Raw genomic sequence first — 24,191 nt, forward strand, 5'->3', positions numbered from 1 at the left:
GCCCGGCCCGCTTCCGGGCCCTACTCCCGTTCCGTCCGCCGTCCGGCCTTCCGAGTGTCACCGAGGTACCCGAGCCATGACCCAGCCGCCCCCGCCCCCGCCGAACCAGCCCCCGCAGCAGGGGGGTTTCGGCCCGCCGACCCCGCCCGTCCCGCCGCACTCGCTGGACAAGCAGCCCCCCGCGGCCCCGCCGCCCCCGCAGGGCACCCCGGGCCAGCAGCCCCCGCAGCCGCCCCAGCCGACGCCGCCCGGCCCCCCGCAGCAGCCGGCGCCCGGTTACGGCTACCCGCAGCCGACGCCGCCCCCGCCGGCCGGCTACGGCTACCCCGCCGCACCCCCGAACCCGTACGGCCAGCAGCCCTCCGGCCCCTACGGGGCGCCGCAGCAGAACCCGTACGCCATGCCCACCCAGCCCATGCAGCAGTCCGGGCAGCCCGGCTACGGCTATCCGGGCCAGCCCCCGACCATGCCGATGCAGCCGCAGGGCGGCGGTGGCGGGCGGAACAACACCGCGCTGTACATCGTCATCGCGGCGGCCGTCGTCATCGCGCTGATAGTCGCCGGCGGCATCTGGTACGCGGGCTCCGGTGACGGCGGCACCAAGCAGGACACCGCCTCCTCCGGCGGCACCGACGGCGGCGGCCAGGACAAGGGTTCCGGCGGTTCGACCGGAGGCAAGGAGAAGGTGCCGGCGAACACGGCGGCCAAGGTCCTCTTCCAGGTCCCCTCGCCCTCCGTGAAGGACACGGTGAGCACCTCCGGCTCCTGGCTGACCGACAAGGTGTACGCCAAGACCGGTGTGGACGAGGTCGTCGGCTACGACCCGGTCAAGGGCACCGAGCTGTGGACGGTCAAGCTGCCAGGCCCGGTCTGCGCGGCCAGCCGGCACATCACCGACGACGACAAGACCGCGATCACGTACCAGCCGACGAACAAGAAGTACGAGGGCTGCTCCGACATCGCGGCGATCGACCTCGACGCGGGCAAGAAGCTGTGGACGAAGACCGTCAACGTCGGTGACTACCCGGTCAATTACCAGAACGTGACGGTCTCCCAGCGCACCGTCGCGCTCGGCGACACCAACGGCGGCGCGGCCTTCGACATCGACTCCGGCAAGCCGCTGTGGCAGCCGAAGCCGGGCGAGGACTGCTACGACTCGGGCTACGGCGGCGGCGCCAAGCTGGTCGCGGTGCGCAGCTGCGGCGACTCGGACAACACCCAGCTGTCCATCCAGACCATCGACCCGCGGTCCGGCAAGGTCGTCTCCGAGTACAAGATGGACCCGGGCATCGAGTACGCCTCGATCGTCTCCACCGACCCGCTGGTGGTGGCCGCCGACGTCGGCGACAGCGCGGGCGACGGCAGCGGCATCTCGGACTACTTCTCCATCGACGACAAGACCGGCAAGCTGCTCGCCCGGATCTCCGCGCCGGGCAAGAACTACGGCGGCCGCTGCGACGGCATCACCCGCATCGAGGACTGCCACGAGGTCGTCGTCGGCGGCGGCAAGCTGTTCGTGCCGACGGAGGAGCACGACGGCAGCGGGACCTCCTACAGCACCACCAACGAGGTCGTCGCCTTCGACCTGACCACCGGCAAGCCCACCGGCCAGCGCGCCGAGGCCGGGGACGGCTATCTGCTGTCGCCGCTGCGCATGGACGGCGGCAACCTGATCGCCTACAAGAAGCCGCCGTACGACAAGGGCGGCCAGATCGTCAGCATCGACGGTTCCACCTTCAAGGAGACCAAGCTCCTGGAGAACCCGTCCACGCAGAGCGTCCGGCGTGCGGAGGGCAGCATGCTGCCGGACTACGCGGAGATCCTCTTCGCGAACGGCCGGCTGTACATGTCCGACGTCTTCGTCGACAAGGCGGACCCGAACGACGACAAGTCGTACCTGGTGCTGGCCTTCGGCACGGACGGCTGACCACCGGCACACAATCACCCGAACAGGTGACTTGGTCAGCAGTGCCCCGGATGTCATCGGTCCGGGGCACTTCCGCTGTCCAGGGCAGCGCGGCGTCGAACAAGCGTGTAGCTTCCGGGGTCATGCAAAGGGGCGGGGTGCCGGGGGGCCCTCTGTCCATCGGGCCGGTGGACGTCCATAGTGGGGCATTCACGGGCGGGACTGGGGGGTTGCTCAATGGGAGTACGGCTCATGGTCGTGGACGACCATCGCCTGCTCGCGGAGGCGCTGGCATCGGCGCTGAAACTGCGCGGGCACCGGGTGCTCGCCTCGGCCGCGCCCGCCGCGGGTGCCGCCGATCTGGTGATCGCGCGGGCGCCCGAGGTGTGCCTGCTGGGCACGGCCGCCCCGGCCGAGCCGGGGGTCTTCGACCCGGTGGCGAAGATCAAGCGGGAGCGGCCGCAGGTGGCGGTGGTGGTGCTCGGCCCGGTGCCCTCGCCGCGGGGGATCGCCGCGGCGTTCGCCGCCGGGGCGTCGGGGTACGTACGGCACGACGAGCGCATCGAGGGCGTCGAGCGGGCGATCCTGAAGGCGCGGGCGGGTGAGTCGGCGGTGGCCCCCGGGCTCCTCCGGGAGGCGTTCGGGGAGTTGCTGAACCCCGCCGCCCAGCCCGACGACGAGGCCCAGCGTCTGCTGGGCGTCCTGACCCCGCGCGAGGTCGAGGTCCTCGTCCGGGTCGCCGACGGCGAGGACACCCGTGTCATCGCCTCCGGCATGCGCATAGCCCCGAGCACGGCCCGGACCCATGTGCAGCGGGTGCTGATGAAACTGGGTGTCGGCTCGCGTCTGGAAGCGGCGGCCCTGGCCGCGCGTACGGGTCTGCTGGACCGCGCGGGTCCGCTGAACCACCCGGCGGGGCCTCAGCCGTAGACCTCGGCCCCGCCGTTCCCGGGCGCGGCCCGGTCCGCCCCCGGGAACGGCGCTAGTCCTCCCGCCGCTGCGGCACGGTCACCGGCCGCAGCTTCAGCCACACCAGGAAGAAGACGCCCAGCGCCAGCATCCCGATCCCGGTCCACAGGTTGATGTTGACCCCCTGCGCCTTGTCGATCGCGGCCCGCGAGTCCGTGATGCCGGTGATCGTGACGATCACGCCGTAGACCACGAAGAGCCCGCCGATGATGCGGCGCAGATCGAAGATGCGGGACGCCGTCGCCGACCTGGTCTCCAGCTCGGTGACCTCGCGTGCGATCTCGTCCTCGGTGTAATGGTGTTCGGAGTTCTCGGACATGTTCCCTCGATCCTCCCGCGTCAGAACGAGAACGGGATGTAGCAGACGGCGGCCAGTACGACGGCGCCCCAGCCCAGCAGCGCCGGCCTCCGGTACCAGGCGTCGTCACCGGGCGCCGGCGGCTCCGACATCCCCGGTGACCGGGTGCCGTAGACCAGGCCCTGGAGCTCCTGCGCCGGTTTCGGCTCGGTGAACAGCGACACCAGGACCATCACGACCGCGCCGGCGACGAACCCGGCGATCGCCGAGACGAAGTTGGCGCCCTGGTCGGAGGGGATGGAGACGATCCCCCTCTTGTAGAGGACGAAGTAGTTGACCATCGCGGTGACGGTGCCCGCCAGCAGCCCCCAGAAGCCGGACTTCACCGACGCCCGCTTCCAGAACATGCCGATGATGAAGACGACGAACATCGGCACGTTGAAGAAGGAGAACAGCGTCTGGAGGTAGGCCATGATGTTGGAGAAGGACGAGGCGAGGAACGCCGTGCCCACCGACGCGCAGACACCGATCACGGTGATCCACCGGCCGAACCGGACGTAGTACCCGTCCTCCCGCCCGCGCACCACGTACTTCGCCCAGATGTCCGTGGTGAACACGGTGTTGAAGGACGACACGTTGGCCGCCATGCCGGCCATGAACGCGGCGAGCAGACCGGTGACCGCGATGCCCAGCACACCGTTGGGCAGCAGCTCCTGCATCAGATAGGGGATCGCGTCGTTGTACTGGAGACCGGAGCCGCTGGTACCGATGTCCGGCACCAGTGCGGCCGCGACCAGGCCCGGGATCATCACCAGGAAGACGATGAAGATCTTCGGGTACGCGGCGATCAGCGGGGTGCGCTGCCCGGCGGAGAGGTTCTTCGCGGACAGGGCGCGCTGGACCTCGGCGAAGTTGGTGGTCCAGTAGCCGAAGGAGAGCACGAAGCCGAGACCGAGCACGATCGTCAGCCAGTTCGCGCCGAGCGGGTTGGTGCTGCCGATGCCGGTGCCGCCCCACGCGGTGGTGAAGTTGTGCCCGTGGGTCTCGGCGAGCTTGTGGGTCAGTCCGCCCCAGCCGCCGACCTTGCGCAACCCGAGAACGGTGATCGGGATGAGCGCGGCCAGGATCACGAAGAACTGGAGCACCTCGTTGTAGATCGCCGAGGACAGACCGCCCAGGGTGATGTACGCGAGGACGAAGGCGCCGGCGACCACGATGGCCACCCACTGGGGCCAGCCCAGCAGGGCCTGGACCACGATCGCGAGCGCGTACAGGTTGACGCCGGCGATCAGGATCGCGGCGAAGGCGAACAGGATCGAACTGAGCAGATGGGCTGCCTTGTCGAAGCGCAGCAGCAGGAACTCGGGGACCGAGCGGACCTTGCTGCCGTAGTAGAAGGGCATCATCACCAGGCCGAGGAAGACCATGGCGGGGATGGCGCCGATCCAGTACCAGTGCACGGTGTAGGCGCCGTACTGGGCGCTGTTGGCGGCCATGCCGAGGATCTCGGTGGCCGCCAGGTTCGCCGAGATGAAGGCGAGGCCGGTGATCCAGGCGGGCAGCGAGCGTCCGGACAGGAAGAAGTCGAGGCTGGTCTTGACGGAGCGGCGGGCGGCGAAACCGATACCGAGCACGACGACGAAGTAGATCGCCAGGATCGTGTAGTCCAGCCAGTTGGTCGGGAGCCGTAGCCCGGCCGCCGCCAGATACGTGTGCGCGTATGTGGGGGTCTGCATGAGAACTCGCTTCGTTGCGCGAACTGATCAGAGCGGAACCTACGCCTGTGTGTTTAGAAAATGAACACTTCTGATGGTGATCTTTGTTCGATTGTGATGATCTGATTCTGTGTCCGGTTGTGGTCTGTTATGTTTGATTCTGTTGAGAGGAGTCCGGCGTGAAGAAGACCCCGACCCTGCTGGCCGACGGTCGCGAGCTGATCTACTACGACCTGCGGGACGACACCGTGCGCGACGCCGTCGACCGCCGCCCGCTGGACCGCACGGCCACCAGCTCCGGGATCCGCCGCGATCCGCTGCTCGGCGACCGGGTCGCAGTCGCCTCCCACCGCCAGGGCCGCACCTACCACCCGCCGGCCGACCAGTGCCCGCTGTGCCCGACCGAGGGTGAGCGGCTCAGCGAGATCCCGGACTCCTCGTACGACGTCGTCGTCTTCGAGAACCGCTTCCCCTCGCTGGCCGGCGACTCCGGGCGCTGCGAGGTCGTCTGCTTCACCTCCGACCACGACGCCTCCTTCGCCGATCTGTCCCCCGGGCAGGGGCGCCTGGTGCTGGACGCGTGGACCGACCGCACGGCGGAGCTGTCGCAGCTGCCCTGTGTCGAGCAGGTGTTCTGCTTCGAGAACCGCGGCGCCGAGATCGGCGTGACCCTCGGTCACCCGCACGGGCAGATCTACGCCTACCCCTTCACCACCCCGCGCACCGCGCTGATGCTCCGCTCGCTCGCCGCCCACAAGGAGGCCAACGGCGGGGCGAACCTCTTCGACGCCGTCCTGGAGCGTGAACTCGCCGCCGAGCGGGTCGTCCTGGAGGGTGAACACTGGGTGGCCTTCGTGCCGTACGCGGCGCACTGGCCGTACGAGGTCCACCTGTACCCCAGGCGCCGCGTCCCCGATCTGCTCGCCCTGGACGAGGCGGCGCGCACAGAGTTTCCCCAGGTGTATCTGGAACTCTTGAGGCGCTTCGACCGGCTCTTCGGGCCGGGCGAGCCGCCGACGCCGTACATCGCCGCCTGGCACCAGGCGCCGTTCGGCACACTCGCCGGCTTCGACGGGGTGACGCGGGAGGACTTCGCGCTCCATCTGGAGCTTTTCACCATCCGCCGCACTTCCGGCAAGCTGAAGTTTCTCGCGGGTTCCGAGTCCGGCATGAGCGTGTTCATCAACGACGTGCCGCCGGAACGCGCGGCCGAGCGACTGCGAGAGGTAGCGACTTCATGAAGTACCTGGTGACGGGTGGCGCGGGTTACGTCGGCAGCGTGGTGGCCCGGCATCTGCTGGAGGCCGGACACGAGGTCACCGTCCTCGACAACCTCTCCACCGGCTTTCGCGAGGGCGTCCCGGCCGGCGCCGGATTCATCGAGGGCGACATCCGCGACGCCGCCAAGTGGCTCGACGCCTCCTACCGCGGCGTGCTGCACTTCGCCGCGTTCTCCCAGGTCGGTGAGTCCGTGGTGAAGCCCGAGAAGTACTGGGACAACAACGTCGCCGGCACCCTCGCGCTGCTCGGCGCGATGCGCGAGGCCGGCGTGCGCACCCTCGTCTTCTCCTCCACGGCCGCCACCTACGGCGAGCCCGAGCAGGTCCCGATCACCGAGAGCGCCCCGACCCGCCCGACCAACCCCTACGGGGCGTCCAAGCTCGCCGTCGACCACATGATCACCAGCGAGGCGAACGCCCACGGCCTCGCGGCGGTCTCGCTGCGCTACTTCAACGTGGCGGGCGCGTACGGCGCGTACGGCGAGCGCCACGACCCCGAGTCGCACCTCATCCCGCTCGTCCTCCAGGTCGCCCAGGGCCGCCGCGACGCCATCTCCGTCTACGGCGACGACTACCCGACGCCCGACGGCACCTGCGTGCGTGACTACATCCACGTGGCCGACCTGGCCGACGCCCACCTGCTGGCACTGACGGCCGCGCGCCCCGGCGAGCACCTGATCTGCAACCTCGGCAACGGCAACGGCTTCTCCGTCCGCGAGGTCATCGAGACCGTCCGGGAGGTCACCGGGCACCCGATCCCCGAGGTCGTCGCGCCGCGCCGCGGCGGCGACCCGGCCGTCCTGGTCGCCGCCGCGGACACCGCGCGCGAGAGGCTGGGCTGGAACCCGACCCGGGCACGGCTCGCGGACATCGTCTCGGATGCCTGGGAGTTCGCGCAGAACCCGTCGAAGGAGAACTAGTGGGGGCACAGCAGGTCGCCGAGCGCTTCACCGAGCTGTACGGAGCGCGCCCGCAGGGAGTGTGGGCGGCGCCGGGACGGGTCAACCTGATCGGCGAGCACACCGACTACAACGACGGCTTCGTCATGCCGTTCGCACTGCCCCAGCAGGCGGTCGCGGCGGTCTCCCGCCGGGACGACGGCCTGCTGCGCCTGCATTCGGCGGACATGGCCGGCGGCGTCGTGGAGCTGCGCCTCGACGCCCTCGCGCCGGGCGGCGACCCCGCCTGGACGGCGTATCCGGCGGGCGTCGTCTGGGCCCTGCGCGAGGCGGGCCACCCGGTCACCGGCGCGGACATCCACCTCTCCTCGACCGTGCCCACCGGCGCGGGCCTCTCCTCCTCCGCCGCCCTGGAGGTCGTGATCGCCCTCGCGCTGCGCGACCTGTACGGCCTCGACCTCGCCCGGTGGCAGCTCGCCCGGCTGTGCCAGCGCGCCGAGAACGTCTACGTCGGCGCGCCGACCGGGATCATGGACCAGACCGCGGCCGCGTGCTGCGAGCCGGGCCACGCCCTCTTCCTCGACACCCGCGACCTGTCCCAGCGGCAGATCCCCTTCGACCTCGCGGCCGAGGGCCTGCGCCTCCTCGTGGTCGACACCCAGGTCGAGCACGCGCACAGCGGCGGCGAGTACGGCAAGCGCCGCGCCGGCTGCGAGAAGGGCGCGGCCCTGCTCGGTGTCGACGCCCTGCGCGACATCGCCCGTGCCGACCTGGACGCGGCGCTGGCCCGGCTGGGCGAGGAGGAGGAGGTCCGCCGCCTGGTCCGCCATGTCGTCACGGAGGACGAGCGTGTCGAGCGCACGGTGACCCTGCTGCGCGCCGGCACCCCTCGCGCCATCGGCCCGATCCTCACCGAGGGCCACGCCTCGCTGCGCGACGACTTCCGCATCTCCTGCCCGGAACTGGACCTGGTCGTGGACACGGCCCTCGCCCGCGGCGCCCTGGGCGCCCGCATGACCGGTGGCGGCTTCGGCGGCTCGGCCGTCGTCCTCACGGAGGCCACCGGGGTCCCCTCGTTGACCGAGTCCCTGGAAACGGCTTTCGCGGCAGCGGGGTTCAAGACCCCCCGGGTGTTCGAGGCGGTCCCGTCGACGGGGGCCCGCCGGCTGGTCTGACGCCCGGCCCGGCGGCCGGCGCCCGTCAGCGCAGCCGCTTCACCAGGGTGTACTCCGTGATCCCCGGCGGATAGTCGGGGATCTCGCACACCACCTCGTAGCCCTGTTTGCGGTAGAAGGCCGGGGCCTGGAAGTCCCAGGTCTCCAGGCGGGCGGCGGCGCAGCCGCGGTCGGCGGTGGCGAGGTGCTCGGCGCGGGCCAGGAGGTGGGAGCCGAGGCCGGTGCCGCGGTGGGCGGCGTCCACCCAGAGGTAGGTGACGTGCAGCCAGGCGGTCCAGGTGTGGCCCACCAGACCGCCCGCGAGGGCGCCGGCCGGATCGAGGGCCCAGACGTGCAGGGGGACTTCGCGTTCGGCGGGGGTGCCGCGCAGGGCCGCGAGGACCGGGGAGGCCGCCGTGTTGGTGTCCAGCAGCCGGTTGCGGAGCAGTTCCTGTCGTGCCTTGTCGACTTCCGCCTCGATACGAAACATGCGGCACACCATAAACGCGCCGGACGGCCAGTTCTGTAAATCTCCTTCCGCTGCGTGCCGGTATCCGTACGCTGAGATGCCAGCGACCGGTTGGGGGACGGTGCCGTTCAGGGGGTTCTGTGGTTCGTATCCGAGTCCTGGTCGTGGACGACCACCGCATCTTCGCCGAGTCGCTCGCCGCCGCCCTGGCCGCCGAGCCCGATGTCGAGGTCGCCGCCGCCGGCAGCGGCCCGGCCGCACTGCGCTGCCTGGAGCGGGCCGTCGCCGAGGGCCGCCGCTACGACGTCCTGCTCGTGGACGCCGACCTGGGCGGCAGGCCGGTCGGCGGCCGTTCGCCGGTACCCGTGCGGGACACGGACGAAGAGGGACTGGTCGACGGGCTCTCGCTGGTCGCGGGGGTGCGCGCCGCCCACCCCGCCGTACGCACCGTCGTCCTCGCCGGGAAGGACGATCCGCGCCGCGCCGCCCTCGCGCTCGGCGCCGGCGCCTGCGGCTGGGTCGCCAAGGACTGCTCCCTGTCTCGGCTGCTCGCGGTGATCCGGGGCGTGCTGCGCGACGAGACGCATCTGCCGCCCGCCCTGCTGACCGGCGTGCTCAAGGAGCTGACCGCCGCCCGCAGACACCGCAGCGAGAGCGAACGCCTGGTGGAGTCCCTCACGCCGAGGGAACGCGAGGTGCTGCGCTGCATGGTCGCCGGCCTGGGCCGCAAGGCCGTCGCCGAGCGGCTGTACCTCTCCCCGCACACCGTCCGCACCCATATGCAGAACGTCCTCGGCAAGCTCGGCGTCCACTCCACCCTGGCCGCCGTGGCGCTCGCCCGCCGGGCCGGGGTGGGCCCGGTGGACCTAGCCGGGAATGTTGTCGAACGGGGCGGTCAACTGGCGTAGCAGGCCCGCCAGTTCGGCCCGCTGCGCCCGGGACAGCTCACCGAGGATGGCCCGTTCCTGCGCCAGCAGCCCCGCGAGGGACTGGTCGGCGCGGTCCCGTCCGGTGTCCGTCAGACGCACCAGCACACCGCGCCGGTCGCTCGGATCGGGGAGCCGTTCGACCAGGCCCTTCTTCGCCAGGCGGTCGATCCGGTTGGTCATGGTGCCCGAGGTGACCAGGGTCTGGGTCAGCAGCTGTCCGGGGGAGAGCTGGTACGGCGTGCCCGCGCGCCGCAGCGCGGTCAGCACGTCGAACTCCCAGGGTTCCAGGTGGTGTTCCGCGAACGCGAGCCGGCGGGCGCGGTCCAGGTGCCGGGCGAGCCGGCTCACCCGGCTGAGCACTTCCAGCGGCTCCACGTCGAGGTCCGGACGCTCCCGGCGCCACGCTGCGACCAGCCGATCGACCTCGTCCTCCATGGGATCAGTGTAGTGGTTGTGTCGATGTGAAGTCTCTTGGAGTCGAGTATCTGTTCATCAAGTATCTTGACATCGAGATATATGTGGCGGGAAGGTGGATGTCATGACGACACCGACCTGGGACCCCGGCCAGTACCTCCGGCACGCCGGCCACCGCGCCCGCCCCTTCGCCGACCTCCTCGCCCGGGTCCCCGACCTGCCCGGCGCCCGGCCCCGCATCGCCGACCTCGGCTGCGGCCCCGGCAACGCCACCGCCACCCTCGCCCGGCGCTGGCCCACCGCGCACATCACCGGGTACGACAACTCGCCCGAGATGCTGGACGCGGCCCACACCGGGCACGAGGGCCCCACCCACGGCGGCGGCCGCCTGGACTTCGCCCACGCCGACGCCCGCACCTGGGCGCCCGAGGAGCCGTACGACCTGATCGTCTCCAACGCCACCCTCCAGTGGGTGCCGGGGCACCTCGACCGGTTCGCCGACTGGACCGGGGCGCTCAGGCCCGGCGGGACCCTCGCCTTCCAGATGCCGGACAACGTCGACGCCCCGCAGCACGTCCTCATGCGCGAACTGGCCGCCACCCCGCGCTGGCGGGACCGGCTCGCCGACGTCCCGCGCCGCACCGACTCCGTGCACACCCCCGGCGCCTACCTGGACCGCCTCGCTCGCCTCGGCTGCGCCACCGACGTCTGGCGGACCACGTACCTCCACGTCCTGGAGGGCGAGGACCCGGTCCTCGACTGGGTGAAGGGCACCGGCCTGCGGCCCGTCCTGACCGTGCTCGCCGACGATCCCGAGGCCCGGGAGGCGTTCCTCGCCGAGTACCGCGACCTGCTGCGCGCGGCCTACCCGAAGGCGCCCTACGGCACCGTCCTGCCCTTCCGCCGCCTGTTCGCCGTCGCTGTGAAGGAGGCCTGAGCGTGCTCGTCGCCCTCGATCACGTGCAGCTCGCGGCGCCCCCCGGATCGGAGAACGCGCTGCGCTCGTACTACGTCGGGATCCTCGGCATGACCGAGGTGGCCAAACCGCCGGTGCTCGCGGCCCGCGGCGGCTGCTGGTTCGAGGCCGGCCCCGTCCGCCTCCACCTCGGCACCGAACCCGGCTTCCGCCCCGCGAAGAAGGCCCACCCCGGCCTCCGCGTCCGCGGCATCGAGGCGTACGCCACCCGGATCGCCGCTCAGGGCGCCCCCGTGACCTGGGACGACGACCTCCCGGGCCATCTGCGCTTCTACTCCGAGGACCCGGTCGGCAACCGGCTGGAGTTCCTGGAGCCGCGGCACTAGATCCTCCGTCACCTGTGGTGACACGGGGAGCGCGGCCACATGCCCGTGATCGGTCGGGGCGATGGTCTCGCGGCCGTGCGCGGCGCGACGGACGAGGCCGCCGAGCCGGGAACGAGCGGAACTGATCGCGATCCGAGCCATGCGGCCATGACGCCGCAAGGTGTACTCACGTGACCACCGGTGTCACCTTCTCCGGCGGGCCTCAGTTCTTCCGATGACCTATCAGCCGCGGCCGCTGCTCCAGCCCGTCCAGGCCGTGCCACGCCAGATTCACCAGATGCGCCGCCACCTCCGCCTTCTTCGGGCGGCGCACGTCCAGCCACCACTGGCCGGTCAGGGCGACCATGCCGACCAGGGCCTGCGCGTACAGGGGCGCGAGCTTGGGGTCGAAGCCGCGGGACTTGAACTCGCGGCCCAGGATGTCCTCCACCTGGGTGGCGATGTCCGAGATCAGCGACGCGAAGGACCCCGTCGACTGCGGGATCGGCGAATCGCGGACGAGGATGCGGAAACCGTCCGTGCACTCCTCGATGTAGTCGAGCAGCGCGAACGCCGCCTGCTCGCACAGCTCACGCGGATGGCCGGCCGTCAGCGAACCGGTCACCATGTCCAGCAGGCGCCGCATCTCGCGGTCGACCACCACCGCGTACAGCCCCTCCTTGCCGCCGAAGTGCTCGTACACCACCGGCTTGGAGACCCCGGCCTTCGCCGCGATCTCCTCCACCGAGGTGCCCTCGAACCCCTTCGCCGCGAAGAGCGTGCGACCGATCTCCAGCAGCTGCTGGCGGCGCTCCGCACCGGTCATACGGGTCCGGCGGGTCCGCCGCTGCTTGTCAGTGCCTGGATTGCTGCTGGAATCGGTCGCCACGGCGTCAATCATGCCGCCTCGGCGGCCTCCCCCCGGCGCCGGGAGCCGCCATCCACGTCGCCGCGGCGCGAATCGATACGCGAGCGTGACGGCCAGCGCACGTCGTACGCCCACCCCAGCCGTTCGAAGATCCGGATGAACCGGGCCGACGAGTCGAGCTGCCCGCGCAGCACCCCGTGCCGCGCCGAGGTCGGATCGGCGTGGTGCAGGTTGTGCCAGGACTCGCCGCAGGACAGCACCGCCAGCCACCACACGTTGCCCGAACGGTCCCGCGACTTGAACGGCCGCCTGCCCACCGCGTGGCAGATCGAGTTGATCGACCACGTCACATGGTGCAGCAACGCCACCCGCACGAGTGAACCCCAGAAGAACGCGGTGAACGCGCCCCACCAGGACATCGTCACCAGGCCGCCGATCAGCGCGGGCAGCACCAGGGACAGCGCCGTCCACAGCACGAACTGCCGGGAGATCGCCCGCAGCGCCGGGTCCTTGACCAGATCCGGCGCGTACTTCTCCTGCGAGGTCTGCTCCTCGTCGAACATCCAGCCGATGTGTGCCCACCACAGGCCCTTGAGCAGCGCCGGAACCGTCTCGCCGTACTTCCACGGGGAGTGCGGGTCGCCCTCCGCGTCGGAGAACTTGTGGTGCTTGCGGTGATCGGCCACCCAGCGCACCAGCGGCCCCTCCACCGCCAGCGACCCCATGATCGCCAGCGCGATCCGCAGCGGCCGCTTCGCCTTGAAGGAACCGTGGGTGAAGTACCGGTGGAAACCGATCGTGATGCCGTGGCACCCCAGGTAGTAGAAGAACACCAGCAGGCCCACGTCGAGCCAGCTCACCCCCCAGCCCCAGGCCAGCGGCACCGCGGCCACCAGCGCCAGGAACGGAACGGTGATGAACAGCAGCAGTGTGACCTGCTCGATCGACCGCTTCTTCTCACCGCCCAGCGTGGCCAGCGGAGGGGGAGTGCCGGTGGCCTTACGGGCTTCTTCGATCACATCGGAATGTGAGGTCATGCGCGTCCCCTGTGGGGTCGAGGGTCGGGGGTGGGTGCGCCGGGCCGGCGGAACCGGACGCGGGGAGTCCGCACGTCCCTACGGATCCGTAACCTACGGCGACGTAAGTATGGCAGCGTGCCGAGCGGCGGCAAGAGCCCTGAGAGCCTGCGCGTCCCCATCGACACCTATCCTTGGAATCGGTCGGACAGCGCGGTCCGCTGAAGTTTCCTTCCCGGACGCTCCGGCCCGTATGCGGCACAGGCCGCGCGGCAGACGGCCGGGTACCTCCCCGAGACGCTTCAACACTGCAAGGAGCCGCACCTGTGAGCAGTGCCGACGACCAGACCACCACGACGAGCACCGAGCTGCGCGCCGACATCCGCCGCCTGGGTGATCTCCTCGGAGAGACCCTCGTACGGCAGGAGGGCCCCGAGCTCCTCGAACTGGTCGAGAAGGTCCGCCGCCTTACCCGCGAGGACGGCGAGGCCGCCGCCGAGCTGCTGCGCGGCACCGAACTGGAGACCGCCGCCAAGCTCGTACGCGCCTTCTCCACCTACTTCCATCTCGCCAACATCACCGAACAGGTGCACCGAGGCCGGGAACTGCGCGCCAGGCGCGCCGCCGAGGGCGGTCTCATCGCCCGGACGGCCGACCGCCTCAAGGACGCCGACCCCGAACACCTGCGGTCCACCGTCCAGCACCTCAACGTCCGGCCCGTCTTCACGGCGCACCCCACCGAGGCGGCCCGCCGGTCCGTCCTCAACAAGCTCCGGCGCATCGCGGCCCTCCTGGACACCCCCGTCCTGGACTCCGACCGCCGCCGCCACGACATCCGCCTCGCCGAGAACATCGACCTGGTGTGGCAGACCGACGAGCTGCGCGTCGTACGCCCCGAACCCGCGGACGAGGCCCGCAACGCCATCTACTACCTGGACGAACTCCACGCCGACGCCGTCGGCGACGTCCTGGAGGACCTCACCGCCGAACTGGAGCGCGTCGGCGTCCGGCTGCCCGACGACACCCGCCCCCTCACCTTCGGCACCTGGATCGGCGGCGACCGCGACGGCAACCCCAACGTCACCCCCCAGGTCACCTGGGACGTCCTCATCCTCCAGCACGAACACGGCATCAACGACGCCCTGGAGATGATCGACGAACTGCGCGGCCTCCTCTCCAACTCCATCCGCTACACCGGAGCCACCGAGGAACTCCTCGACTCCCTGCGCGCCGACCTCGACCTGCTGCCCGAGATCAGCCCCCGCTACAAGCGCCTCAACGCCGAGGAGCCCTACCGCCTCAAGGCCACCTGCATCCGGCAGAAGCTGGAGAACACCAAGCAGCGCCTCGCCAAGGGCACCACCCACGAGGACGGCCGCGACTACCTCGGGACCGCCGAACTCCTCGCCGACCTGCGCCTCATCCAGGAATCCCTGCGCCGCCACCGCGGCGCGCTCTTCGCCGACGGCCGGCTCTCCCGCACCATCCGCACCCTCGCCGCCTTCGGCCTCCAGCTCGCCACCATGGACGTCCGCGAACACGCCGACGCCCACCACCACGCCCTCGGCCAGCTGTTCGACCGGCTCGGCGAGGAATCCTGGCGCTACGCCGACATGCCCCGCGAGTACCGCACCAAGCTCCTCGCCAAGGAACTGCGCTCCCGCCGGCCGCTCGCCCCCACCCCGGCCCCCGTCGACGCCGCCGGCGCCAAGACCCTCGGCGTCTTCGGCACCGTCAAGAAGGCCCTCGACGTCTTCGGACCCGAGGTCATCGAGTCCTACATCATCTCCATGTGCCAGGGCGCCGACGACGTCTTCGCCGCCGCCGTCCTCGCCCGCGAGGCCGGACTCGTCGACCTGCACGCCGGCTGGGCCAAGATCGGCATCGTCCCCCTCCTGGAGACCACCGACGAGCTGCGCGCCGCCGACACCATCCTGGAGGACATGCTCTCCGACCCGTCCTACCGGCGCCTGGTCGCGCTGCGCGGCGACGTCCAGGAGGTCATGCTCGGCTACTCCGACTCCTCCAAGTTCGGCGGCATCACCACCAGCCAGTGGGAGATCCACCGCGCCCAGCGCCGGCTGCGCGACGTCGCCCACCGCTACGGCGTGCGGCTGCGCCTCTTCCACGGCCGCGGCGGCACCGTCGGCCGCGGCGGCGGCCCCTCCCACGACGCCATCCTCGCCCAGCCCTGGGGCACCCTCGAAGGCGAGATCAAGGTCACCGAACAGGGCGAGGTCATCTCCGACAAGTACCTGATCCCGTCCCTGGCCCGGGAGAACCTCGAACTCACCGTCGCGGCCACCCTCCAGGCATCCGCCCTGCACACCGCGCCCCGCCAGTCCGACGAGGCCCTCGCCCGCTGGGACGCCGCCATGGACGTCGTCTCCGACGCCGCCCACGCCGCCTACCGCGAGCTCGTCGAGGACCCCGACCTGCCGACGTACTTCCTCGTCTCCACGCCGGTCGACCAGCTCGCCGACCTGCACCTGGGCTCGCGGCCCTCCCGCCGCCCCGGCTCGGGCGTCTCGCTCGACGGACTGCGCGCCATCCCCTGGGTGTTCGGCTGGACCCAGTCCCGGCAGATCGTCCCCGGCTGGTTCGGCGTCGGCTCCGGCCTCAAGGCCCTGCGCGAGGCCGGCCTCGACGGCGTCCTCGACGAGATGCACGAACAGTGGCACTTCTTCCGCAACTTCGTGTCCAACGTCGAGATGACCCTCGCCAAGACCGACCTGCGGATCGCCCAGCACTACGTCGACACCCTCGTCCCCGACGAACTCAAGCACGTGTTCGACACCATCAAGGCCGAACACGAACTCACCGTCCGCGAGGTCCTGCGCATCACCGGCGGCGCCGAACTCCTCGACGCCCAGCCCGCCCTCAAGCAGACCTTCACCATCCGCGACGCCTACCTGGACCCCATCTCCTACCTCCAGGTGGCCCTGCTCAAGCGCCAGCGCGACGAGGCCGCCGCCGGCGGCGAACCCGACCCGCTGCTCTCCCGCGCCCTGCTCCTCACCGTCAACGGCGTGGCGGCGGGCCTGCGCAACACCGGCTGACCGAACACCGCACGAGGGTGCCCCCGGGGTCGTACGGACCCCGGGGGCACCCTCGTGTCAAGATCTCACTGGACCGCGACGAACGCCGCCGTCAGCAGGCCGAGGCCCGCGAGTCCCAGCCCCCACGCCACCCGCCGCAGCCGCATCCCGCCCGCGACCACCACCGAGGCCAGCAGCAACGCACCGGCGAGCGGCACCCAGGCGTACAGGATGCCCGCCGGACCCGAACGCAGCGCGTCCGAACCGCCCGGCTTCAGCACCACGTCGTACGTCCGCCCCTTGCGCACCGCGACCGCCTCCGCGATCTCCACCCGCGCACGGGCCCGCGCCCCCGGCGACGTCGGCGTGAACGCACCGTCGCACGTACCGCCCGAACAGGCGGTCACCTTCACCGTGCCCTGCTCGCGGCCCTTGGTCAGCAGCACGTGCTGGGCGTTCCCCCAGGAACCCCACACCCCCGCGAACACGATCAACGCGGCGATCGCCCCCATCGTCGCGACCCGCCCGAACCGCAACGCGGACACGGACGCCTGACGAGCGGAACGGCTGGCGGTGGCAGGCATGGCCGGGATCATTGGCCATACCCCTGCGCCCGGTCAACCCGGACCGGCGGCATAGCCGTACAAGTCAGGAGTTGTACGTGCCCTGCGCCCGCTCCAGGCCCTCGATCACCAGAGCCTCCACCGCGTCCGCCGCACGGTCCACGAAATAGTCCAGCTCCTTGCGCTCCGCGCCGGAGAAGTCCTTCAGCACGAAGTCCGCCACCTGCATACGCCCCGGCGGACGACCGATCCCGAACCGGACCCGGTGATACTCCGCGCCCATCGCCTTCGTCATCGACTTCAGGCCGTTGTGCCCGTTGTCACCGCCGCCCAGCTTCAGCCGCAGCGTGCCGTAGTCGATGTCCAGCTCGTCGTGCACGGCCACGATGTTCGCCACCGGCACCTTGTAGAAGTCCTTCAGCGCGTTCACCGGGCCACCGGACAGGTTCATGTACGACATCGGCTTCGCCAGGACCACCCGGCGGCCCGCGGGACCCGCGGGACCGATCCGGCCCTCCAGTACCTGCGCCTGAGCCTTCCCCGCCCGCTTGAACTTCCCCCCGATCCGCTGCGCGAGCAGGTCCACCACCATGAAGCCGACGTTGTGCCGGTTCATCGCGTACTCCGACCCGGGATTCCCGAGCCCGACAACCAGCCAGGGGTCATTGGCGGGGGTGGTCACGTCCATGTCTCCTTGATACGCGCCAGCCGCCGCTCCCCGCGAGGGAGAGCGGCGGCTGAACAGATGATGACGGAGCGAGGATCAGGCCTCGGCGGCCTCTTCGCCCTCGGCCGCGCCCTCTTCGCCCTCGGTCTCCTCGGCCTGGGCCTGCAGGACCTGGAGAACGACGGCGTCCTCCTCGACGGCCAGCGAGACACCGCTGGGGAGCTTGATGTCCTTGGCGTGGACGGAGGCACCGGCCTCCAGGCCCTCCACGGAGACGGTGACCGACTCCGGGATGTGGGTGGCCTCGGCCTCGACCGGCAGCGCGGCCAGGACGTGCTCGAGAAGGTTGCCACCCGGGGCCAGCTCGCCCTCGGTGTGCACCGGAACCTCGACCGTGACCTTCTCGCCGCGCTTGACCAGCAGCAGGTCGACGTGCTCCAGGAAGCCCTTCAGCGGGTCGCGCACGACGGCCTTCGGGATCGCCAGCTCGTTGGTCTTGCCGTCGATGTCCAGGGAGATCAGGACGTTCGGCGTACGCAGCGCCAGCAGCAGCTCGTGGCCCGGCAGCGTCAGGTGCTGGGGGGCGGAACCGTGGCCGTACAGAACACCCGGGACCTTGTTGTCACGGCGGATGCGGCGGGCCGCACCCTTGCCGAACTCGGTGCGGGACTCGGCGGCGATCTTCACCTCGGACATGTGAATCACTCCTCGTGGTAACCAGAGACGGACGTGGTCACCCGGCCACGAACGGCCTGCTACGAAGAGCGCGTCGATAACGGACCGCCGTACGCACGCGTACGGCCTCCCTCGCCGAGCAACTCCAGAAGCTTACCCGGACCCGGAGGCCGTACCAAAAGGATCTTCGGCTAGCCGCGACGGCTCACCCGAAGAAACCTCACTGCTCGTCGAAGAGGCTGGTCACCGAACCATCCTCGAACACCTCACGCACCGCGCGCGCGATCGTCGGAGCGATCGACAGCACCGTGATCTTGTCCTGCTCCCGGCCCAGCTCCGCCGGCGTCGGCAGCGTGTTCGTGAACACGAACTCGCTCACCCGGGAGTTCTTCAGCCGGTCCGCCGCCGGACCCGACAGCACACCGTGCGTCGCCGTCACGATGACGTCCTCCGCACCGTGCGCGAACAGCGCGTCCGCGGCCGCGCAGATCGTGCCACCGGTGTCGATCATGTCGTCCACCAGCACACACACGCGGCCCTCGACCTCACCCACGACCTCGTGGACGGTCACCTGGTTCGCCACGTCCTTGTCACGCCGCTTGTGCACGATCGCCAGCGGCGCACCCAGCCGGTCGCACCAACGGTCCGCCACCCGCACCCGGCCCGCGTCCGGCGACACCACCGTCAGCTTGTTCCGGTCCACCTGCTCGCCCACGTAGTCCGCCAGCAGCGGCAGCGCGAAGAGGTGGTCCACCGGACCGTCGAAGAAGCCCTGGATCTGATCCGTGTGCAGATCCACGGTCAGAATCCGGTCGGCACCCGCCGTCTTCATCAGATCCGCGATCAGACGCGCCGAGATCGGTTCACGGCCCCGGTGCTTCTTGTCCTGACGGGCGTAACCGTAGAACGGCACGATCACCGTGATGGAGCGGGCCGACGCGCGCTTCAGCGCGTCGATCATGATCAACTGCTCCATGATCCACTTGTTGATCGGAGCCGTGTGGCTCTGGATCAGGAAGCAGTCCGCACCACGGGCCGACTCCTGGTAACGAACGTAGATCTCACCGTTGGCGAAATCGAAGGCCTTCGTCGGGACGACCCCGACACCCAGCTGCTGGGCGACCTCCTCGGCAAGCTCGGGGTGGGCGCGGCCGGAGAAGAACATCATCTTCTTCTCGCCGGTCGTCTTGATCCCGGTCACAGCACTGTCTCCTCAGAGGTTGTCTCAACCCAGCCGACGTCCCGACCGACCTCCCGTCCGAGCGTGAGAGGCCGAATCGGCTGGTAGGGGTGCGGGTGCACACGTGCGGATGTGCACTTATCACGGTACGCCGACTTTGACGCACCCGTTTCCGGTCAGCCCTCGGCACCGCCCTGCCGGGAGGCGTCCTCGGCGGCCCTCGCAGCCGCACTGCCCGGCCGCTTCCGAGCCACCCAACCCTCGATATTCCGCTGCTGGCCACGGGCCACGGCCAGCGAGCCGGGCGGCACGTCCTTCGTGATCACGGACCCGGCGGCGGTGTACGCCCCGTCCCCGACCGTGACAGGCGCCACAAACATGTTGTCCGAACCCGTACGGCAATGCGACCCGATCGTGGTGTGGTGCTTGTCCTGCCCGTCGTAGTTCACGAACACACTCGCCGCGCCGATGTTCGTGTGCTCACCGATCGTCGCGTCGCCCACGTACGACAGGTGCGGCACCTTCGTGCCCTCACCGATCCGCGCGTTCTTCGTCTCGACGTACGTCCCGATCTTGCCCTTCGCGCCGAGCCGCGTCCCCGGACGCAGATACGCGAACGGCCCCACACTCGCCTCCGCACCCACCACGGCCCCGTCCGACACGGTGTTGTCCACCCGCGCCCCCGCGCCCACCCTGGTGTCCTTCAGCCGGCTGTTGGGACCGACCTCCGCGCCCTCCGCGAGATGCGTGGCACCCGTCAGCTGCGTACCCGGGTGCACCACCGCGTCCCGCTCGAACGTCACGGTCACGTCCACCCACGTGGTCGCCGGGTCCACCACGGTCACCCCGTCCAGCATCGCCAGCGTCAGCAGCCGGTCGTTCAGGATCCGGCGCGCCTCGGCCAGCTGCACCCGGTTGTTGATCCCGGCGATCTCCCGGTGATCACCCGCCACCGACGCCCCGACCCGGTGCCCGGCCTCCCGCAGGATCCCCAGCACGTCGGTCAGGTACTCCTCGCCCTGGCTGTTGTTCTTGCGCACCTTCGTCAGCGCGTCCGCCAGCAGCCGGCCGTCGAACGCGAACACCCCGCTGTTGATCTCCCGGATCGCCCGCTGCCGCGCGCTCGCGTCCTTGTGCTCGACGATCGCGGTCACCGCGCCCGACGCCTCGTCCCGCACGATCCGGCCGTACCCGGTGGCGTCCGGGACCTCGGCGGTCAGCACGGTCACGGCGTTGCCGTCGGCGTGATGGGTCTCGGCGAGCGCGCGCAGGGTCCCGGCGGTCAGCAGCGGGGTGTCCCCGCAGACCACGACCACGGTGCCGGTGACGTCGCCGCCGAGCTCCTCCAGGCCCATCCGCACGGCGTGTCCGGTGCCGTTCTGCTGCTCCTGCACGGCGGTGCGGACGGCCGGGTCGGTCTCCGTCAGATGCGCGGTGACCTGCTCACGGGCGTGGCCGACGACGACGACCAGGTTCTCGGGCTTCAACTCGCGGGCGGCGGCGAGCACATGGCCCACCAGGGAGCGGCCGCAGATCTGGTGCAGCACCTTGGGTGTGGCCGACTTCATACGGGTGCCCTCACCCGCTGCGAGAACGACGACGGCTGCCGGGCGGATGGCACTCACGGTTTGCCCTTCGGCTCTGAGGGTGGGAACAGCCGCAGGATACCGGGGCGGGGTTTGGGGGATATGAGGGCGGGCCCTGACGGGGAGTTGACCGGTCAGGACCCGAACCGAGATTACGTGTGCTGTGGGCTCCCGGAGAAGGATTCGAACCCTCATTCAACGGACCAAAACCGTTTGTCCTGCCCTTAGACGATCCGGGATCGCTTGCGCACTATGTCCGATTTGGCTGATCGGCTTCGTGCGCGGCCTCCACTATGCCGTACCAGGACCCCTCGATGCGACGGTACAAGTCGGCACCTTTCAAGACTTTGATTACGAGACAGCCGCGGTAGTCGTCGCCGGTGTTCTTGCGGACCGTCTTGGGGTCGTGCTTCTTGAGGGTCGTCTTGTTGAAGGAGGACGGAGCGGCGCCGACGAGGTCCGCCCAATAGCGCTCGGCGCCGGACACGTCCGCGTTCTCGTGGATCATCACGGTGAACCTCAGCCGCTCGGGCTCGACTCCGAGGAGGCGCAGCCAGGCGAGGTAGACCCTGATCATGCCGGGGTCGCTGTTGACGAAGGCGACGTTCTCGCGGCGGGCGTACGACTTGTCCTTGCCGCCCTCGGCCCAGTAGAGGCCCACACCCACCAGGAACAGCTCGCGGGCCGACATGCTGCCGATCGCCAGCCTGGCCTCCTGTTTGGTGTGCCGACGTTCCTCGTCGCGGATCCGCAGCTTCGCCTCCCAGCCCCGCCGGGCGATCGCTGCCGCCTCCTCGTGAGTGCGCCCGCGCTCGGGCTTCGGCAGATCCCGTACCCACAGCGAGATCGAACTCTTCGAGCACCCGAGCTCGACCTGGATCTGGTCGTAGGTCCAGCCCTGGAGCCGTAGCTCCCGGGCCCTTGCCCGGAGGTCGTCCTTGGCGTTCGGGCGTTTCGTCCAGGCAGGCGGGGGCTCGCCCTCCAGGAGGCGGTTGAGGATGTCGTTGTTGTCCACGTGCAGCCGGTCGCGGATCTGCCGTCGGCTCAGTCCCGCCCGCCGCAGCGCCACCGCCTGTTCCCGCAGCCCTTCGAAGTCGGTGTATTTGCCGTTCGTGTGTGCCATGGGCATACCGTCCGTGCGGAACGAGATATTCCGGGGTCGAACGGAACGGGTTCAGTAGTTCGAGTGATACCGGGAGGTTTCGATGTCATCCGGTTACGGAGTGTGGTGTGTGGAGGTAGGTGAAAGTCACCGGAAAAGCCGCACGCGTCGCCCGTAGGCTGGACGCATGACCATGACGGGGGATGAGCACGCCAGGGCGCTGACCGGCCCTTGGTGGTGGCCACGCCGGCGCAGCGCGGTGTTCGACGGCGCGCTGGCGCTGGCGTCCGCGCTGGAGTGCGGCGCGGAGGGGATCGGTTTCGCCCGGGACGCGGGGATCCCGGTCTGGGCGGGTGTTCTGTTCGGCGCGGTGGCCGGCGTCGTGCTGCTGGTGCGGCGCAAGTGGCCGGTCGCCGTCGTGCTGGTGGCGATCGCGGTGACCCCGGCGCAGATGGGTTTCCTGCTGGGCATCGTGGGCCTGTACACGCTGGCCGCCGCCGAGGTGCCGCGCCGGGTGATCGGGGCGCTGGCGGGGATGTCGTTGCTGGGCACGGCGGTGGTGACGTTCGTGCGGGTCCGGCAGGACATGGCGCGGGGCGATCTGACGCTCGGTGACTGGTTCGTGCCGTTCGCCGCGGTGGCGACGGCGCTGGGGCTGACGGCTCCGCCGGTGCTGCTGGGGCTGTACGTGGGGGCGCGGCGGCGGTTGATGGAGAGTCTGCGGGAGCGGGCGGACAGTCTGGAGCGGGAGCTTCAGCTGCTCGCGGAGCGGGCGGAGGAGCGGGCCGAGTGGGCGCGGGGCGAGGAGCGGACGCGGATCGCGCGGGAGATGCACGACGTGGTGGCGCACCGGGTGAGTCTGATGGTGGTGCACGCGGCGGCGTTGCAGGCGGTGGCCCGGAAGGATCCGGAGAAGGCGGTGCGCAATGCCGCGCTGGTGGGGGACATGGGCCGGCAGGCGTTGACGGAGTTGCGGGAGATGCTCGGGGTGCTGCGGGCGGGGGAGTCGGGCCAGGTCGCGGGCCGGGGTGCGGTGGGGGTGCCGTTGGCGGCGGTGGGCGCGGCGGCCGCGGCGGCGGCTTCGCGGGTGGCCGAGGAGGTTGGTGAGGGGCCGTGCCTGTCGGAGCTGGATGAGCTGGTGGGGCAGTCGGCGGCCGCGGGGATGGCGGTGGAGCTGTCGGTGCAGGGGGAGGCGCGGTCGTACGCGGCGGAGGTGGAGCAGACGGCGTACCGGGTGGTGCAGGAGGCGCTCACGAACGTGCACAAGCACGCGGCGGGGGCGAAGACGCATGTGCGGTTGGCGCACCGGGTGTCGGAGATCGCGATGCAGGTGGAGAACGAGCCGCCGGTGGAGCCGGGCTCGGCGTCGGCGGCGGGTCTGCCGTCGGGTGGCAATGGTCTGCTGGGGATGCGGGAGCGGGTGCTGGCGCTGGGCGGGGTGTTCGTGTCGGGGCCGACGGACGCGGGGGGTTTCCGGGTGTCGGCGGTGATTCCGGCGGCTTGAGGGTGTGGCTTCCCGGGGACCCTCTCTTTCCCGGTGTTCACCCCTGCCTCTTCCCGTGGGTGCCCGGCCTCTGTTCCGTGCTCGCCTCGCCTCTCCGTGCTCACCCGGCCTCTGTTCCGTGCTCGCCCCGCCTCTCTCCGTGCTCATCCCGCTGTGAGCCGTGCCGGTTCCATTCCCGTGATGAGGGTGGCCAGGGCGTGGTCGATGTCGGGGCCGAGGTACCAGTCGCCGGTGTGGTCGAGGGCGTAGACGCGGCCTTCGGTGTCGATGGCGAGGGCGGCGGCGGTGTCGGTCTCGGTGCCGAGGGGGCACAGTTCGGTGCCGAGGGCGCGGCCGAGGTCGCCGAGGGTGCGGGCGAGGTGGCGGCCTTGCAGGGGGTCGAGGTGGAGTGTGGCGGGGGCGATCTGGCGTCCGCTGCCGCCGGGGGCGATGCGCAGGCCGCCGAATTCGGCCCAGGCCTCGACGGCGGCGGGGAAGACGGTGTGCCGGTGTCCGGCGGGTGAGGCGTGTTCGCGCAGGGTGTCGGCCCAGATCTCGGCCTGTTTTATGTCCCAGCGTCCGGGTTGCCAGCCGGCGGCGCGCAGGGCGGCGTCGACGGCGACGGGGAAGCGCGTGGTGGAGGTGCGGTCGGCGTGCATCTGCCCTTCGTTCGTCGTGCTGACGGGGTGGTGCGGGGTG

Annotated in this window: 23 protein-coding genes and 1 tRNA gene; 10 read left to right on the forward strand and 14 right to left on the reverse strand. The window is 70.6% G+C overall.

Annotation, left to right across the window (positions count from 1 at the left end):
- Positions 1 to 76 precede the first annotated feature (76 nt).
- The gene (locus VT52_RS29185) at positions 77 to 1,927 is read left to right on the forward strand and encodes an outer membrane protein assembly factor BamB family protein (protein WP_079175348.1); all 1,851 of its coding nucleotides are present in this window, start codon (positions 77 to 79) and stop codon (positions 1,925 to 1,927) included.
- A gap of 216 nt (positions 1,928 to 2,143) precedes the next feature.
- Positions 2,144 to 2,836 carry a helix-turn-helix transcriptional regulator gene (locus tag VT52_RS29190; RefSeq protein WP_079175349.1) on the forward strand — a complete coding sequence of 231 codons (693 nt, stop codon included), beginning with the start codon at positions 2,144 to 2,146 and terminating at the stop codon, positions 2,834 to 2,836.
- A 52-nt stretch (positions 2,837 to 2,888) separates the two neighbouring features.
- On the opposite strand, the gene VT52_RS29195 is transcribed toward VT52_RS29190, so the two are convergent.
- Positions 2,889 to 3,194 (reverse strand): hypothetical protein, encoded by a 306-nt coding sequence (locus tag VT52_RS29195; protein WP_046427631.1) that lies wholly within the window; start codon positions 3,192 to 3,194, stop codon positions 2,889 to 2,891.
- Between the two features lie 20 nt (positions 3,195 to 3,214).
- Positions 3,215 to 4,909, reverse strand: a complete 1,695-nt coding sequence (locus tag VT52_RS29200; protein ID WP_046427633.1) for a sodium:solute symporter family protein — start codon at positions 4,907 to 4,909, stop codon at positions 3,215 to 3,217.
- A 158-nt stretch (positions 4,910 to 5,067) separates the two neighbouring features.
- Between VT52_RS29200 and galT the strand changes: the two genes are divergently transcribed.
- Genes galT through galK form a run of 3 tightly spaced genes read left to right on the forward strand, consistent with a single transcriptional unit; the run spans position 5,068 to position 8,242 of the window.
- Positions 5,068 to 6,129: a galactose-1-phosphate uridylyltransferase gene (galT, locus tag VT52_RS29205; RefSeq protein ID WP_046427636.1), complete on the forward strand. Its 1,062-nt coding sequence runs from the start codon at positions 5,068 to 5,070 to the stop codon at positions 6,127 to 6,129.
- A complete protein-coding gene (gene galE / locus VT52_RS29210; protein ID WP_046427639.1) occupies positions 6,126 to 7,088 on the forward strand; it encodes a UDP-glucose 4-epimerase GalE in 963 nt (320 codons plus the stop codon). Before galT ends, galE begins: the two co-directional genes overlap by 4 nt.
- On the forward strand, positions 7,088 to 8,242 hold the full coding sequence (galK, locus tag VT52_RS29215; protein WP_046427642.1) for a galactokinase: 1,155 nt from the start codon (positions 7,088 to 7,090) through the stop codon (positions 8,240 to 8,242). Before galE ends, galK begins: the two co-directional genes overlap by 1 nt.
- A gap of 25 nt (positions 8,243 to 8,267) precedes the next feature.
- Here galK and VT52_RS29220 read toward each other — a convergent pair whose 3' ends face one another.
- Positions 8,268 to 8,711 (reverse strand): GNAT family N-acetyltransferase, encoded by a 444-nt coding sequence (locus tag VT52_RS29220; protein WP_046427719.1) that lies wholly within the window; start codon positions 8,709 to 8,711, stop codon positions 8,268 to 8,270.
- Between the two features lie 119 nt (positions 8,712 to 8,830).
- On the opposite strand from VT52_RS29220, the gene VT52_RS29225 reads away from it, so the two are divergent.
- Positions 8,831 to 9,598, forward strand: a complete 768-nt coding sequence (locus VT52_RS29225) for a LuxR C-terminal-related transcriptional regulator (protein ID WP_046427645.1) — start codon at positions 8,831 to 8,833, stop codon at positions 9,596 to 9,598.
- Here VT52_RS29225 and tamR read toward each other — a convergent pair.
- On the reverse strand, positions 9,557 to 10,054 hold the full coding sequence (tamR, locus tag VT52_RS29230) for a MarR family transcriptional regulator TamR (RefSeq protein ID WP_046427648.1): 498 nt from the start codon (positions 10,052 to 10,054) through the stop codon (positions 9,557 to 9,559). The two genes, VT52_RS29225 and tamR, sit on opposite strands and share 42 nt — an antisense overlap.
- A 103-nt stretch (positions 10,055 to 10,157) precedes the next feature.
- Here tamR and VT52_RS29235 point away from each other — a divergent pair, with 103 nt between their 5' ends.
- The gene (locus VT52_RS29235; protein ID WP_046427651.1) at positions 10,158 to 10,970 is read left to right on the forward strand and encodes a trans-aconitate 2-methyltransferase; all 813 of its coding nucleotides are present in this window, start codon (positions 10,158 to 10,160) and stop codon (positions 10,968 to 10,970) included.
- A 2-nt stretch (positions 10,971 to 10,972) separates the two neighbouring features.
- The gene (locus VT52_RS29240; RefSeq protein ID WP_046427653.1) at positions 10,973 to 11,335 is read left to right on the forward strand and encodes a VOC family protein; all 363 of its coding nucleotides are present in this window, start codon (positions 10,973 to 10,975) and stop codon (positions 11,333 to 11,335) included.
- Positions 11,336 to 11,537: 202 nt separating this feature from the next.
- Here the strand turns inward: VT52_RS29240 and VT52_RS29245 are convergent, their stop codons facing one another.
- A complete protein-coding gene (locus VT52_RS29245) occupies positions 11,538 to 12,215 on the reverse strand; it encodes a TetR/AcrR family transcriptional regulator (protein ID WP_046427655.1) in 678 nt (225 codons plus the stop codon).
- On the reverse strand, positions 12,212 to 13,219 hold the full coding sequence (locus tag VT52_RS29250) for an acyl-CoA desaturase (RefSeq protein WP_046427658.1): 1,008 nt from the start codon (positions 13,217 to 13,219) through the stop codon (positions 12,212 to 12,214). Before VT52_RS29250 ends, VT52_RS29245 begins: the two co-directional genes overlap by 4 nt.
- A gap of 305 nt (positions 13,220 to 13,524) precedes the next feature.
- On the opposite strand from VT52_RS29250, the gene ppc reads away from it, so the two are divergent.
- Complete coding sequence (ppc, locus tag VT52_RS29255) at positions 13,525 to 16,257, forward strand: phosphoenolpyruvate carboxylase (RefSeq protein ID WP_046427661.1); 2,733 nt, start codon at positions 13,525 to 13,527, stop codon at positions 16,255 to 16,257.
- A gap of 65 nt (positions 16,258 to 16,322) precedes the next feature.
- On the opposite strand, the gene VT52_RS29260 is transcribed toward ppc, so the two are convergent.
- The 7 genes from VT52_RS29260 to VT52_RS29290 form a co-directional block, all read right to left on the reverse strand.
- Complete coding sequence (locus tag VT52_RS29260; protein WP_107481479.1) at positions 16,323 to 16,832, reverse strand: hypothetical protein; 510 nt, start codon at positions 16,830 to 16,832, stop codon at positions 16,323 to 16,325.
- Positions 16,833 to 16,884: 52 nt separating this feature from the next.
- Positions 16,885 to 17,487: an aminoacyl-tRNA hydrolase gene (gene pth, locus VT52_RS29265; RefSeq protein ID WP_046427668.1), complete on the reverse strand. Its 603-nt coding sequence runs from the start codon at positions 17,485 to 17,487 to the stop codon at positions 16,885 to 16,887.
- Between the two features lie 75 nt (positions 17,488 to 17,562).
- The gene (locus VT52_RS29270; protein WP_046427671.1) at positions 17,563 to 18,162 is read right to left on the reverse strand and encodes a 50S ribosomal protein L25/general stress protein Ctc; all 600 of its coding nucleotides are present in this window, start codon (positions 18,160 to 18,162) and stop codon (positions 17,563 to 17,565) included.
- A 199-nt stretch (positions 18,163 to 18,361) separates the two neighbouring features.
- Entirely contained in the window at positions 18,362 to 19,342 is a 981-nt protein-coding gene (locus VT52_RS29275) for a ribose-phosphate diphosphokinase (protein ID WP_046427674.1), read from the reverse strand.
- 155 nt (positions 19,343 to 19,497) lie between these two features.
- Positions 19,498 to 20,946 (reverse strand): bifunctional UDP-N-acetylglucosamine diphosphorylase/glucosamine-1-phosphate N-acetyltransferase GlmU, encoded by a 1,449-nt coding sequence (glmU, locus tag VT52_RS29280; RefSeq protein WP_079175350.1) that lies wholly within the window; start codon positions 20,944 to 20,946, stop codon positions 19,498 to 19,500.
- A 129-nt stretch (positions 20,947 to 21,075) separates the two neighbouring features.
- A tRNA-Gln gene (locus VT52_RS29285) sits at positions 21,076 to 21,146 on the reverse strand.
- An 11-nt stretch (positions 21,147 to 21,157) separates the two neighbouring features.
- Positions 21,158 to 22,030: a helix-turn-helix domain-containing protein gene (locus tag VT52_RS29290; RefSeq protein ID WP_046427679.1), complete on the reverse strand. Its 873-nt coding sequence runs from the start codon at positions 22,028 to 22,030 to the stop codon at positions 21,158 to 21,160.
- A gap of 166 nt (positions 22,031 to 22,196) precedes the next feature.
- Between VT52_RS29290 and VT52_RS29295 the strand changes: the two genes are divergently transcribed.
- Complete coding sequence (locus tag VT52_RS29295; protein WP_046427681.1) at positions 22,197 to 23,513, forward strand: sensor histidine kinase; 1,317 nt, start codon at positions 22,197 to 22,199, stop codon at positions 23,511 to 23,513.
- Between the two features lie 143 nt (positions 23,514 to 23,656).
- Here VT52_RS29295 and VT52_RS29300 read toward each other — a convergent pair whose 3' ends face one another.
- Positions 23,657 to 24,151, reverse strand: coding sequence for an SUKH-3 domain-containing protein (locus VT52_RS29300; protein WP_046427684.1), 495 nt, complete (start codon positions 24,149 to 24,151; stop codon positions 23,657 to 23,659).
- Positions 24,152 to 24,191 lie beyond the last annotated feature (40 nt).

The sequence above is a fragment of the Streptomyces malaysiense genome (assembly GCF_000980885.2).
Classification (GTDB): Bacteria; Actinomycetota; Actinomycetes; order Streptomycetales; family Streptomycetaceae; genus Streptomyces; species Streptomyces malaysiense.

Bases quoted from the DNA above. Each gene is read 5' to 3' on its own strand.
- VT52_RS29190 (WP_079175349.1), top strand. From the start codon at position 2,144: ATGGGAGTACGGCTCATGGTCGTGGACGACCATCGCCTGCTCGCGGAG.
- VT52_RS29200 (WP_046427633.1), bottom strand. From the start codon at position 4,909: ATGCAGACCCCCACATACGCGCACACGTATCTGGCGGCGGCCGGGCTA.
- VT52_RS29235 (WP_046427651.1), top strand. From the start codon at position 10,158: ATGACGACACCGACCTGGGACCCCGGCCAGTACCTCCGGCACGCCGGC.
- VT52_RS29220 (WP_046427719.1), bottom strand. From the start codon at position 8,711: ATGTTTCGTATCGAGGCGGAAGTCGACAAGGCACGACAGGAACTGCTC.
- VT52_RS29295 (WP_046427681.1), top strand. From the start codon at position 22,197: ATGACCATGACGGGGGATGAGCACGCCAGGGCGCTGACCGGCCCTTGG.
- tamR (WP_046427648.1), bottom strand. From the start codon at position 10,054: ATGGAGGACGAGGTCGATCGGCTGGTCGCAGCGTGGCGCCGGGAGCGT.
- VT52_RS29245 (WP_046427655.1), bottom strand. From the start codon at position 12,215: ATGATTGACGCCGTGGCGACCGATTCCAGCAGCAATCCAGGCACTGAC.
- VT52_RS29185 (WP_079175348.1), top strand. From the start codon at position 77: ATGACCCAGCCGCCCCCGCCCCCGCCGAACCAGCCCCCGCAGCAGGGG.
- VT52_RS29250 (WP_046427658.1), bottom strand. From the start codon at position 13,219: ATGACCTCACATTCCGATGTGATCGAAGAAGCCCGTAAGGCCACCGGC.
- VT52_RS29260 (WP_107481479.1), bottom strand. From the start codon at position 16,832: ATGATCCCGGCCATGCCTGCCACCGCCAGCCGTTCCGCTCGTCAGGCG.
- galE (WP_046427639.1), top strand. From the start codon at position 6,126: ATGAAGTACCTGGTGACGGGTGGCGCGGGTTACGTCGGCAGCGTGGTG.
- VT52_RS29195 (WP_046427631.1), bottom strand. From the start codon at position 3,194: ATGTCCGAGAACTCCGAACACCATTACACCGAGGACGAGATCGCACGC.
- VT52_RS29270 (WP_046427671.1), bottom strand. From the start codon at position 18,162: ATGTCCGAGGTGAAGATCGCCGCCGAGTCCCGCACCGAGTTCGGCAAG.
- pth (WP_046427668.1), bottom strand. From the start codon at position 17,487: ATGGACGTGACCACCCCCGCCAATGACCCCTGGCTGGTTGTCGGGCTC.
- VT52_RS29290 (WP_046427679.1), bottom strand. From the start codon at position 22,030: ATGGCACACACGAACGGCAAATACACCGACTTCGAAGGGCTGCGGGAA.
- VT52_RS29300 (WP_046427684.1), bottom strand. From the start codon at position 24,151: ATGCACGCCGACCGCACCTCCACCACGCGCTTCCCCGTCGCCGTCGAC.